Origin of the sequence: uncultured Cellulomonas sp. (assembly GCF_963527515.1) — a bacterium.
Taxonomy (GTDB): domain Bacteria; phylum Actinomycetota; class Actinomycetes; order Actinomycetales; family Cellulomonadaceae; genus Cellulomonas.
The window spans coordinates 78,204-90,511 of the sequence record NZ_CAURTV010000002.1; the positions used below are offsets into that span (position 1 = coordinate 78,204).

9 protein-coding genes are annotated in these 12,308 nt (G+C 74.1%); 8 read left to right on the plus strand and 1 reads right to left on the minus strand.

The genetic code is table 11. The features are described from left to right. Positions 1–34: 34 nt before the first annotated feature. Both RYN42_RS01200 and RYN42_RS01205 read left to right on the plus strand, forming a co-directional pair. Positions 35–1,345, plus strand: a complete 1,311-nt coding sequence (locus RYN42_RS01200) for an MFS transporter (protein ID WP_315093024.1) — start codon at positions 35–37, stop codon at positions 1,343–1,345. After that, the gene (locus RYN42_RS01205; protein ID WP_315093026.1) at positions 1,342–2,997 is read left to right on the plus strand and encodes a SpoIIE family protein phosphatase; all 1,656 of its coding nucleotides are present in this window, start codon (positions 1,342–1,344) and stop codon (positions 2,995–2,997) included. The genes RYN42_RS01200 and RYN42_RS01205 overlap by 4 nt, the downstream gene beginning before the upstream one ends. On the opposite strand, the gene RYN42_RS01210 is transcribed toward RYN42_RS01205, so the two are convergent. Continuing rightward, positions 2,972–4,423: a CCA tRNA nucleotidyltransferase gene (locus tag RYN42_RS01210; protein ID WP_315093108.1), complete on the minus strand. Its 1,452-nt coding sequence runs from the start codon at positions 4,421–4,423 to the stop codon at positions 2,972–2,974. The genes RYN42_RS01205 and RYN42_RS01210 overlap by 26 nt on opposite strands. Positions 4,424–4,542: 119 nt before the next feature. On the opposite strand from RYN42_RS01210, the gene RYN42_RS01215 reads away from it, so the two are divergent. From RYN42_RS01215 to trxA, 6 genes are all read left to right on the plus strand, one after another. Then, positions 4,543–5,097, plus strand: a complete 555-nt coding sequence (locus tag RYN42_RS01215) for an NUDIX hydrolase (RefSeq protein ID WP_315093029.1) — start codon at positions 4,543–4,545, stop codon at positions 5,095–5,097. Continuing rightward, entirely contained in the window at positions 5,094–7,256 is a 2,163-nt protein-coding gene (locus tag RYN42_RS01220; protein WP_315093031.1) for a DUF6049 family protein, read from the plus strand. The genes RYN42_RS01215 and RYN42_RS01220 overlap by 4 nt, the downstream gene beginning before the upstream one ends. Beyond that, positions 7,253–8,899, plus strand: a complete 1,647-nt coding sequence (murJ, locus tag RYN42_RS01225) for a murein biosynthesis integral membrane protein MurJ (RefSeq protein ID WP_315093033.1) — start codon at positions 7,253–7,255, stop codon at positions 8,897–8,899. Before RYN42_RS01220 ends, murJ begins: the two co-directional genes overlap by 4 nt. A 69-nt stretch (positions 8,900–8,968) precedes the next feature. Next, on the plus strand, positions 8,969–10,894 hold the full coding sequence (locus RYN42_RS01230; RefSeq protein WP_315093035.1) for a hypothetical protein: 1,926 nt from the start codon (positions 8,969–8,971) through the stop codon (positions 10,892–10,894). Between the two features lie 89 nt (positions 10,895–10,983). Then, entirely contained in the window at positions 10,984–11,979 is a 996-nt protein-coding gene (trxB, locus tag RYN42_RS01235; RefSeq protein WP_315093037.1) for a thioredoxin-disulfide reductase, read from the plus strand. Next, a complete protein-coding gene (trxA, locus tag RYN42_RS01240; protein WP_315093038.1) occupies positions 11,976–12,308 on the plus strand; it encodes a thioredoxin in 333 nt (110 codons plus the stop codon). The genes trxB and trxA overlap by 4 nt, the downstream gene beginning before the upstream one ends.

Consider the following 12,308-nt stretch of genomic DNA (forward strand, 5'->3'; position numbering starts at 1 on the left):
TCGGTGGGTCCGTGCTGGGTGCGAGGATGACACGGTGCAGGTGATCGCCGACCTCAAGGCCCTCTGGCCTCTGAAGGACTTCCGCAAGCTGTTCGCCGTCCGGCTGGTCAGCCAGGCGGCCGACGGCATGTTCCAGGTCGGGCTGGCCACGCTGTTCTTCTTCTCGCCGGAGAACGCCAGCACCGCCACGGGCGTCGCGACGGCCTTCGCTGTGCTGCTGCTGCCGTTCACCATCGTCGGCCCGTGGGCGGGCGTCCTGCTCGACCGGTGGCGACGCCGGCAGGTGCTGTTCGTCGGCAACCTGGTGCGCGTCGTGATCACCGTGGTCATCGCGCTGATCATGGTGACGGACGGGGTGGGACCGGCGGTCTACGTGCTGGCGCTGGTCAACCTCTCGATCAACCGGTTCCTGCTCTCGGCGCTCAGTGCGTCGCTTCCCCGCACGGTCGACGGTCCGCTCCTGCTCACCGCGAACTCGCTCACCCCGACCCTGGGCGCCGCGGCGGCCGGCGTCGGCGGCGCGACGGGCTTCGTCCTCGGGTTCGTGCTCCCCGCCGGGCGGGGCCGGGACGCGGCCGCCCTCTTCCTCGCCGCCACGGTCATGGCCACCGCCTCGGCGCTGGCCACCCGGCTGGGCAAGGACCGGTTGGGTCCCGACGAGCGTGCCGACGCCCGCCAGATGAAGGCTGCGCTGAGCAGCCTCGCGCACGGCCTGGTGGCCGGTGCGCGGCACCTGCTCCAGCGGGGGACCCCGGCCCGCGCGCTCGGCATCATGGCCGCGCACCGGTTCCTGTACGGCGTCACGTTCATCGCCAGCATCCTCATCGCCCGCAACCTGCTGTCCGACCCGGCGGATGCCGACGAGGGGCTGCGGACGTTCGGGGTGGTGCTCGGGGCGTCGGCGCTCGGCTTCGTGCTCGCGGTGGTGCTCACCCCCGTGCTGTCGCCGCGCACGGGTCCGCACTCGTGGATCGTGCTCTGCCTCGGGCTCGCGGCGGTGAGCCAGCTGCTGCTCGTCGCGTCCGCGAGCAGGCCGGCCGTGCTCGTCGCCGCCGGGTCCCTCGGCCTCGCCGCGCAGGGCGCCAAGATCGCGGTCGACACCATCGTGCAGCGGGACACCGACGACGCGTTCCGCGGCCGCGCGTTCGCGCTCTACGACGTCCTCTACAACGCCGCGTTCGTCGGCGCCGCCGCGCTCGGCGCCGTCACCCTGCCCGACACCGGCTACTCCCGAGGGCTGTTCCTGGTGCTCGCCGTCGGGTACGCCGGGTTCGCGCTGCTCTACGGGTCCGCGTCCCGGCGGGCCCTCCTGGTCCAAGCCCCCGCCGCGCAGGTGGTCTCGTGAACCAGCTCCCGCTCGACGCGGTCCTCGCCAGCGACCTCGCCATGTCGATCGCGGACGCCACGCTCCCCGACCTGCCGCTGGTCTGGGTCAACCAGGGGTTCACGCGGCTGACCGGATACCCGGCGGACGAGGCGCTCGGCCGCAACTGCCGGTTCCTGCAGGGCGCGGACACCGACCCGATCGCCGTGTCGCGCATCCGCACCGCGCTGGACGAGCACCGGACCGTCGCCACCGTCATCCGCAACTACCGCCGCGACGGCTCCCCGTTCTGGAACCAGCTGGTGATCAGCCCGGTGGTGGACGAGACCGGCCGGGTGACGCACCACGTCGGCATCCAGGCGGACGTCACAGACCGGGTGAACACCGACCGCGAGCGCGATCTCGAGCTGGACCTGGTCGAGCAGACGACGGCACGGCTCGACCTGCTGGCCCGGATCAGCGACGAGCTGGCCCAGCACCTGGACTACGACGACGCGGTGGACGCGCTGGGCGACACCGCCATCCCGGCTCTCGCCACCTGGGGCTTCGTCGCGATCACGGACGACCGGGGCCGGTTCTCCCGCGTGCACCTCGTCGCCGGCGACCCGCACGAACGCGACGCGGCCCGCGCGCTGGCCAACGAGGACCTCACCTGGTTGTCCGGGTCCCCCACGGTGGCCGAGGCCCTGGCCAGCAGCCCCGGGTTCGTCGCGACGCCGTTCCCCGTGGACATCGACTCCCTGCCCGCACGCACCACCCCCGTCCAGCTCGCCCTGCTGCACCGGCTAGGGCTCGGGGAGGCGATGGTGGTGCCGCTGCGGGCCCGCGACCGCGTGCTGGGCGTGCTCACCCTGGTCTCCGTCGAGCCGTTCACCGGGGGCGCGGTCGTGACGGCGGCGCACCTGGGTCGGCGTGCGGGGCTGGCGCTCGACAACGTCCGGCTGTTCCTCGCGGAGCGCACCGCCGCGCTGACCCTGCAGCACAGCCTGCTGCCGGAGATCCCGGACATCCCGGGGCTCGACGTCGCCGCTGCCTACGTACCGTCGGCCCGGCACGCGGAGGTGGGCGGTGACTGGTTCGACGTGCTCCCGCTGCCGGACGGCGCGATCGGTCTGGCGGTCGGCGACGTCGTCGGCCACGACCTGCGGGCCGCCGCGGCGATGGGCCAGCTGCGCTCGCTGCTGCGGTCCTACGCGTGGGAGGGCTCGTCGCCGGGTCAGGTCCTGGCGCGCGCGGACGAGCTGGTGCGCGGGCTCGACATCGCCGACATCGCGACGTGCGCGTACCTGCGCTGGCAGGCGACGGGTGACGGAGCCGTCGTGACCTACGCCCGGGCCGGTCACCCGCCGCCGCTGCTGCGCATGCCCGACGGCCGGATCGAGGTGCTGAACGGTGGGCTGTCCACGCCCATCGGCCTGTCCCCGGACGGCTCCGAGGCGACCGTCGACGTCCCCGCCGGCGCGATGCTCGTGCTCTACACCGACGGGCTGGTCGAGCGCCGCGACCGCGGGCTGCGCGAGGGGATCGCCGCCCTCTCCGCCGAGCTGTCGGCCACGCCCGACGGCGCCGACGCCGCGATGGTGCGGGACCTGCTGGTCAAGACGCTCGTCGGTGCCCACCACGAGGACGACGTGTGCCTGCTGGTGGTCAGGACCGCGCCGACCACCAGCTGAGCAGCTCCTCGCGCGCGGCGTCGGGACCGAGGGGTCCTCGTTCCATGCGCAGCTCGAGCAGGTGCTTGTAGGCCTCGCCCACCTCGCGCCCCGGCGCCAGGCCCAGGATCTCCATGATCTGGGTGCCGTCGAGGTCGGGCCGGATCGAGCTCAGCTCCTCCTGCTCCCGCAGGCGGGCGATCCGCTCCTCCAGGTCGTCGTACGCCGCCGACAGCCGGGCGGCCTTGCGCAGGTTGCGCGTGGTGCAGTCCGACCGCGTCAGCCGGTGCAGCCGTTCCAGCAGCGGGCCCGCGTCCGTGACGTACCGGCGCACCGCCGAGTCGGTCCACGCGCCCTCGCCGTACCCGTGGAAGCGCAGGTGCAGCTCGGTCAGCCGCGCGACCGCCTGGACGGTCGCCTTGTCGAACCGCAGCTCCTTGAGCCGCTTGGCGACGAGCTTGGCGCCGACCATCTCGTGGTGGTGGAAGCTGACGCCGCCCGCCTCCTCGAACCGGCGCGTGCGCGGCTTGCCGATGTCGTGCAGCAGCGCCGCCAGCCGCAGCACCAGGTCGGGTCCGGGCACCGCGCCGTCGGGACCGGTCTCCAGGGCGATGGCCTTGTCGAGCACCATCAGCGAGTGCTCGTAGACGTCCTTGTGGCGGTGGTGCTCGTCGATCTCCAGCCGCAGCGCCGGCAGCTCAGGCAGGACATGCTCGGCGAGTCCGGTGTCGACCAGCACCTCCAGGCCGAGCCGGGGCTGCGCCGAGACCAGCAGCTTGCTCAGCTCGTCCCGCACGCGCTCCGCGGACACGATCGCGATCCGGTCGGCCATCGCCACGATCGCCGCACGCGTGGCGGGCTCCACGGCGAAGCCCAGCTGAGCGGCGAAGCGGGCGGCGCGCATCATGCGCAGCGGGTCGTCGTCGAACGACTGCCGGGGGTCCACGGGGGTGCGCAGCACGCCGGCGGCGAGGTCGGTGAGCCCGTCGAACGGGTCGACGAACGTCAGCTCCGGCACGCGGACGGCCATGGAGTTCACCGTGAAGTCGCGGCGGGACAGGTCACCCTCGAGCGAGTCGCCGAACGCCACCTGTGGCTTGCGCGACGTGGGGTCGTACTCGTCCGACCGGTAGGTGGTGACCTCGACGACCACGTCGTCCGCGAGCGCGGAGCGGCGGCCGGCGAACCGGCGGGCGCCGATGGTGCCGAACTCCTTGCCGATGTCCCAGTGCGCGTCACCCCAGCGGGCCAGGATCGCCTCCGTCTCGTCCGGCGTCGCGGAGGTGGCGAAGTCGAGGTCGGCGGACGTCCGGCCGAGGAACGCGTCGCGCACCGGGCCGCCGACGAGAGCGAGCTCGTGGCCGGCGGCGGCGAACAGCCCGCCGAGCTCCAGGGCGTCGGCCGGCAGTCCGGCGAGCACGCCCAGCGCCCGCTTCTGCAGCGTCACCAGGGCGGCGCTGAGGTCGGACGGCTCGGGACTGGCGGGCGGATCGAGGGGCGGCACTCGTCCAAGCCTGCCAGACGTGCCGGGCCGGAGGGTGCGCCCCGAGTCGTTACAGTGTCGATATGTCGAGCCCGGCGCGTCCACCTGTACCCGGGGGCGTCCCAGCGCCTCCAGGTGGGCACCCGCTGCGCATCGACCCCCGGCACACGCTCCTGCGCGTCCCGCCGACGCCCCTGCCCGTGGTGGACGAGACGTCCGCCGGCGGCATCGTCGTGAGCCGGCGCGAGGGCGTCGACCACGCCGCCGTCATCGCGCGCCGCAACCGCGCGGGCCGGCTCGAGTGGTGCCTGCCGAAGGGCCACCTCGAGGGCGACGAGACGCCCGAGCAGGCCGCGGTCCGCGAGATCGCGGAGGAGACGGGCATCACCGGCGAGGTCCTGCGCCGCCTCGGGGTCATCGACTACTGGTTCAGCGGCGACGACCGCCGCGTGCACAAGGTCGTGCACCACTTCCTGCTGGGCGCGACCGGAGGAGACCTCACCGTGGAGGGCGACCCGGACGGCGAGGCCGAGGACGCCGCGTGGGTGCCGGTGGCGGAGCTCCACGGCGTGCTGGCCTACCCGAACGAACGCAGGCTCGCCGAGGCGGCGCTCGTCGTGCTCGTCGGCGAGGCATGACCGCCCGGTCGCCGCGACGTCGGGCGCTGCACGCCCCGCGACGTCGGGCGCTGCGCGCCCTGCGACGTCGGGCGCTGCGCGCCACCCTGGCCGTCGCCGGAGCCCTCCTGCTCGCGCTGCCCCTCGCCGGCCCCGCGTCCGCCACGGCCACCGACGACCCCGAGCTGGACGTCTCCGTGCGGATCACCGAGGTCTCGCCGAGCGTCCTGCGACCGGGCGAGGACCTGCTGGTGCGGGCGACGCTGCGCAACGACGGCGACGAGACGATCGACCGGCCCAGCGCCGTGCTGCGGATCAGCCGGTTCCGCGTCAGCTCGCGTGCCGAGGTCGACGCGTGGGCGTCGGCGGGGACCACCCGGTTGAGCCGCATCCCGCTGGCCACCGCACCGGTGGCCGAACCGCTGCTGCCGGGGGCGAGCGTCGCGGTCGAGCTCCCCGTCCCGGCCGCGAAGGTGGGGCTGCTCGACGGTGCCGACACGTGGGGTCCCCGCGGCCTCGCGGTGGAGGCGCTGGACGGCTCGCGCCGGGTGGGGCTGCAGCCGACCTTCCTGCTCTGGCTCACCACCGACGACGTCCCACGCACGCCCGTCTCCGTCCTGGTGCCGATGGTCGGCCCTCCGTCGACACCGGCGCGCGCGGAGGACGGCCGGGTCGTTCCGGACGAGACGACCGTCGCCGAGCTCGACGACCAGACCGCCTCGGGCGGACGGCTGCGCGCGCTGACGGCCGCGATCGCCGCCGCGCCGGGCATCGGCGTCGCGGTGGATCCCGCCCTGCTCGACGCGGCCTCCGTGGGGACCCCGAGCACCCGAGCCTGGGCGGCCGCGCTGACGGAGGAGCTGCGCTCGCACGACGTCGTCGCGCTCCCGTGGTCCGACCCGGACATCGCCGCGGCCGCGCACGCCCAGCGACCCGACCTCGTCGACCTCGCGGTCGCGCACGCGGCGCAGACCGGCGTGCCCGGCCTCACCACGACGTCGGGCGTGCTGTGGGCGCCCGGCCCCGGGCTGCCCGACCAGGCCACCGCGGCCTTGACCTCCGAGGTCGACGCGTCGGTGATCGTGGTCCCCCCGGTCGTCGACGACGACGCCCGCCGGACGCCGGACGCGGCCGCCCGGGTCCAGACGTCCGCCGGAGCGGTCACCGCGCTGCGGCCCGACGCCGTCCTCACCTCGCTGCTCACCGAACCGCGGAAGGTCGATCCCGCGGCGACGCCGGCGTCGACCGTGCAGCGCGCGCTCGCCGAGCTGGCCGTCATCACGCGCGAGAGCGAGACCGACCAGCCGCACCTGCTGCTCGCCCCCGACCGCGGCTGGGAACCCGACCAGGCCACCGTCACCGCGCTGGCCGGCGCCCTCGCCGGCACGCCGTGGGTCCGGCTCACGCCGGCCTCGACCCTCCTGCGCTCCTCCGGCGCCGACGCGCGGGCGACGCTGCCCACGGCCGCGACGGACGACACCGAGCTGGCACCCAGCAGCGTCTCCGCCCTGGGGGACGCCCGGTCGCGCGCGGTCGCGTTCGCCGGTGTCACCAGCGACCCCGCGACCCTGCTGGACGGCCTCGACATGGAGGTCCTCGCGCCGCTGTCGGTGGCCTGGCGGGAGTCCCCGGGCCGGCGCGACGCCCTCGTCTCCTCGGTCGTCGACGCCGTCGACGCGAGGACCACCGGCCTGAGCATCGCCCACGTCAGCGACGTCGGGGTCATCGGCGCCCAGAGCGACATGGTCATCGTCGTGCGCAACGCCCTGGCCGTCCCCGCGACGGTCCTGCTCGACGTCAACCCGCGCAAGGCGTGCCTGGAGGTCGGCGAGGTCGACCCGGTGAGCGTGGACGCGCAGAGCGAGACGGCCGTCCGGGTCCCGCTGTACGCCAAGGCCAACTGCTCCGTCGTCGTCACGGCGCACCTGACCGCGACCGACGGGCTGGCCGTGTCCGCGCCCGTGCAGTTCACCGCGCAGCTGGCCCCGACGATCGAGGGCATCGGCACCGTCGTGGTCGGCATCCTGCTGGCGATCGGCCTGGTGCTCGGCATCGTCCGCACCGTCCGCCGGGGACAGAGCGCACGCCGCGGCGCCCGCACGGAGGCGGAGGCCGACGCCCCGACCTCGCTCCCCGTGCTCGGCGGCACAGCCCCTGACGAGCCGGTGGAGTCCAGGTGACCGACGACGGGATGCGCCGCGGCGCCGCACTCATGGCGTCCGGCACCGCGGTCTCCCGCGTGCTCGGCCTGCTGCGCGGCATGGTCCTGGCCACCGCGATCGGGGCGACCGGCCAGGCCGCCGACGCGTTCGCGGTGGCCAACAAGCTGCCCAACGTCCTGTACATGCTGCTCGCCGGCGGGGTGCTCAACGCCATCCTGGTCCCGCAGGTGGTGCGCGCGTACAAGCGCAAGGCCGGGCAGGAGTACGTCGACCGCCTGCTCACCCTCGGGTTCGTCCTGCTCGCCGGCGCGACGCTGGTCCTCACGCTCCTCGCGCCCTACCTCGTCGGCCTGTACTCGGACTTCGGCAACCCGACGCAGGAGGCGCTCGCCACGACGTTCGCCTACTGGTGCATCCCGCAGCTGTTCTTCTACGGCGCCTACGCGCTGCTGGGCCAGGTGCTGAACGCGCGCGGTTCGTTCGGTCCGTACATGTGGGCGCCGGCGGTCAACAACCTCGTGGCGATCGCCGGGTTCGGGGTGTTCATCGCGCTGTTCGGCGGGTGGAAGACCTCCGACGTCGTCGACGCCTCCACCTGGACCGCCGGGCAGACCACCCTCCTGGCCGCCGCGGCGTCCCTCGGTGTGGTCGCGCAGGCGGTCGTCCTCATCCCGTCGCTGCGCCGTGCCGGGGTGCACTACCGGCCGCGCTGGGGTCTGCGCGGGTCCGGCCTGAGCGCCGCCGGGACGGTCGCCACCTGGACGTTCGCAGGCCTGGCGATCGGACAGCTGGGCTACCTCGTCGTCTCCCGCGTCGCCTCCGCCGCGCCGAACGCCGCCGTCGCGGACGGCTCCGCCGCCACCGCCGTGGCCGGTCCCGCGGCCTACGACGTCGCGTTCCTCGTCTTCATGCTCCCGCACTCGCTGGTCACCGTGTCCCTGGCCACCGCCCTGTTCACCCGCCTCTCGGGCCAGGCCAGCGACGCCGACCTGCCGGGGGTGCGCGCGACGCTCTCGTCGGGCCTGCGGGTGGTGGGGGTGTTCACGATCTTCGCGACCGCCGCCATCGCCGTGCTCGCGCTGCCCCTGACCCGCGTCGTGCTGGCGACCGCCTCGGAGGGGTCGGCCGACGCGGTCTCCACGGTCGTCCTGACGATGATCGTCGGCCTGCCCGCGTTCGGTGCCTGGTCGATGTTCCAGCGCGCGTACTACGCGTACGAGGACGCGCGGTCGATGGTGCCGATCCAGGTGGTGATGGCGGCCGTCGTCGTCGCCGGAGCGATGCTCTCGCAGATGTTCCTGAGGCCCTCGCTGTGGGTGGCCGGTGCCGGTGCGGCCATGAGCGTCTCGTACGTCGTCGGCGCGCTGGTCGCCCAGTGGCGGTTGCGCCGGCGGCTCGGCGGGATCGACGGTGCCCGGGTCCTGCGCGTGCTGGTCCGCGCGACGCTGGCCGCCCTGGTGTCCGCCGCGGTCGGGTACGGGGTCCTGCGCCTGCTCGGGCTCGGCCTGTCCACCGACTTCGTGGCGTCGGTCCTGCAGTGCGCGGTCGTCGGCACCGTGATGGGTCTGGTGTACCTCGGCTGCCTGCGCGCGCTGCGCGTCCGTGAGCTGGACGAGCTGGTCGCGCCGGTGGTCCGACGCCTGCGCGGGGGACGCAGATGAGTCCGCCCGTCTAGCATGCAGGTTGGCCGTGCGGATGCGCGTGCGCAGGTGAGGGTCGCGGAGGTGCTGGTGAGCGAGGTCGTCGGACGAGGCACGGTGCTCGCGGGCCGCTACCGCGTGCTGTCCCCCGTCGTCTCCGACCTCGAGGGCGCCAGCGCGTGGCAGGCGACCGACCAGATCCTCGACCGACCCGTGCGCGTGCGGATCCTCGAGCACGGTGCCGTCGCACCCGCCCTGGACGCCGCCCGCCGGGCAGCCCTCGTCACCGACTCCCGGCTGGTCCGCGTCCTGGACGTCGGCACGCACGAGGGCTACGGCTACGTGGTGTCGGAGGAGCGGATCGGACCGTCCCTGGCCCGGCTCGTCGCGCAGCGACCGCTCACCCCGGAGCAGGCCCGCGCCGTCGTCGGCGAGGCCGCGGCCGCCCTCGAGGTGGCCCGTCGCCGCGGTGTCCACCACCTCGCGCTGCGCCCGTCGGTGCTGCACGTCAGCCCGGACGGCCGCGTGCTGCTGGGTGGACTGGCGCTGGACGCCGCGCTGCTCGGGGACTCGGGTGGCGACGCCCGATCGACCAGCCGTGCCGACGCCGTCGGACTGGTCCGGCTGCTCTACGCCGCCCTCACCGGCCTGTGGCCCGCCGACCCGCGCGCGCCGCAGACCCCCGGCGGCGAGACCCTGCCGCCGGCACCGATCGTCAACGGCGCCCCGGTCGCCCCTGCCGACCTGGTCCCCGGTGTGCCCAACGACCTGGACACGCTCTGCGTGGTGACCCTCGGGCCCCACGAGGACGGACCGCACAGCCCCGCCGAGCTGGTCCGCGAGCTCGAGCCGTGGGGGGAGATCAGGGCGGCGGTCGCCGATCCCGCCACGCCCGGTGGCGCCGTCACCGCGCAGTTCCCGCCCACAGGTGCCGCGGCACCCGGAGGAGGCGTCCCCGTGCCCGAGGACAACGACCAGGACACCGCCCCCGTGACGGTGCAGCGCCAGTCCGTGCGGACCGCGTTCCAGCAGCAGGACCCGCCCGGGGCCAACCGTCCCGGCACACCCCCGCCGGCCACCCCCTCGCGGGCCGGCTCGCTGGGTGCCGGTCCCGCCGACGTCGCGACGCCGCCGTCCGGGGTGCCGATGCCGCCGCCTCCCACGCCCGTTCCCGCCCCGGAGCCGCTGCCGCCCCCGGTCCTGCCGACCGTCGTCCGCCGGCCGGTGTCCCAGACGTCGTCGGTCGCCACCCCGTCCTCGGTGCCCCCGGTCGCCCGGGTGAGCCCGCACCCCACCGGACCGTTCGGTGAGCCGCCCCCGACCCCCCTGTCGGGATTCGATTTCGGCGAGGTCATCGGGTCCGAGCCCGAGGCACCCGGCAAGCGACGCTTCGACCCGACGGCGATGGTGCTCGTCGTGGTCGTCGTGGTCGTGGTCGTCGGCGTCATCCTCGCGTTCCGGGCGCTGTTCGCGTCGATCGACCCCGGCACGGCCGCGGCGGACCCCGACCCGACGCCGAGCGCCTCCGCACCCGCCGTGCCACCGACCGACGCCGCCGCACCCGAGCAGCCGGCCCCGCCCGTCGGAGGTGCGCCGGTCATCGCGTCCGCCACGACGATCGACCCGTCCGACGCCGACGGCGAGCACCAGGAGGACGTCGCCAAGGCGTACGACAGCGACCCCGCCACGTTCTGGTACACGATGACCTACAAGCGGGACGACTTCGCCGGGTTCAAGGACGCCGTCGGATACGCCGTCACCCTGACCACGACGACCACCGTGAGCACGGTGACCCTGCACGCCAACGGCACGGGCGGGAACGTGGAGATCCGGGCGACCGACGCCGCGAACCCCACCGCCGGCGAGGTGCTGGCGTCGGGACCGTTCGGGCCGGACGCGGTGTTCACGCTCGACCCCGCCACCGAGACCCAGTCGCTCGTCCTGTGGGTCACCCAGCTGCCCACGGCGGCGGACGGCGGGTTCCGGCTCGAGCTGACGGAGATCGCCCTGTCGTAGGCGGGCGCAGGAACAGAACCCGCCTAGGATCGGTTGACCCGACAGCCCCGTCGGATCACCTCCGGCATGCCGAACCGCAAGGAAGTCTCGTGACCGAGCAGTCCACCACCGTCCGCGACCTCGTCATCGTCGGATCCGGTCCGGCCGGCTACACCGCGGCGATCTATGCGGCCCGTGCCGGTCTGGCGCCGCTGGTCATCGCCGGCTCCGTGACCGCCGGCGGCGCGCTGATGAACACCACCGAGGTCGAGAACTTCCCCGGCTTCCCGGACGGAATCCAGGGTCCCGAGCTGATGGAGGGTCTGCAGAAGCAGGCCGAGCGGTTCGGTGCCGAGGTCTTGTGGGACGACGCGTCCTCGCTGGACCTGACCGGTGACATCAAGACGATCCAGACGCTCAACGGCGAGACGTTCCAGGCTCGTGCCGTCATCCTGGCGACCGGCTCCGCGTACCGCGAGCTGGGCCTGGACGACGAGAAGCGCATGTCCGGCCGCGGCGTGTCGTGGTGCGCCACGTGCGACGGGTTCTTCTTCCGCGACCAGGACATCATCGTGGTCGGCGGCGGCGACTCGGCCGTCGAGGAGGCCACGTTCCTCACCCGCTTCGGCAAGCGCGTCACCCTGGTGCACCGCCGCGACCACCTGCGCGCCTCGAAGATCATGGCGGACCGCGCCATGAACGACCCGAAGATCGAGTTCGCCTGGAACAGCGAGGTCGTCGGCATCCACGGCGAGAACAAGGTCACCGGCGTGACCCTGCGCGACACCGTCACCGGCGAGACGCGTGAGCACCCCGCCACGGGGGTCTTCGTCGCCATCGGCCACGTCCCGCGCTCCGAGCTGGTCAAGGGCCAGGTGGACCTGGACGACGAGGGCTACGTGCAGGTGATCGGCCGGTCCACGGCCACCAACCTCACCGGCGTCTTCGCGTGCGGCGACCTGGTCGACCACACCTACCGGCAGGCCATCACCGCCGCAGGCTCCGGGTGCGCCGCCGCGCTGGACGCCCAGCACTTCCTCGCCTCCTTGGGCGACCTGGTGGCGCCGGTCCCCCCGATCGAGTCCTACGCGCAGGAGATCCGATGAGCGCCACCACCCCCGTCACCGACGCGACCTTCCAGAGCGAGGTGCTCGAGTCGGAGATCCCCGTGATCGTCGACTTCTGGGCGCCCTGGTGCGGACCGTGCCGCATGGTGGCCCCCGTGCTGGAGGAGCTGGCCACGACGTACGCCGGCCGGGTCAAGATCGTCAAGCTCAACTCCGACGAGAACCCCCAGGTCACCGGCGACTACGGCATCGTGTCCATCCCGACGCTGAACTTCTACGCCGGCGGTGAGCTGGTGAAGTCCGTCATCGGGGCGCGTCCGAAGTCGATGATCACGGAGGACATCGAGAGCGTGCTCGCCGCCGTCTGA

What these genes read in the sequence shown, in the direction of transcription:
- RYN42_RS01215 (WP_315093029.1), top strand. Translation starts at nt 4,543, where the DNA reads ATGTCGAGCCCGGCGCGTCCACCTGTACCCGGGGGCGTCCCAGCGCCT.
- RYN42_RS01220 (WP_315093031.1), top strand. Translation starts at nt 5,094, where the DNA reads ATGACCGCCCGGTCGCCGCGACGTCGGGCGCTGCACGCCCCGCGACGT.
- trxA (WP_315093038.1), top strand. Translation starts at nt 11,976, where the DNA reads ATGAGCGCCACCACCCCCGTCACCGACGCGACCTTCCAGAGCGAGGTG.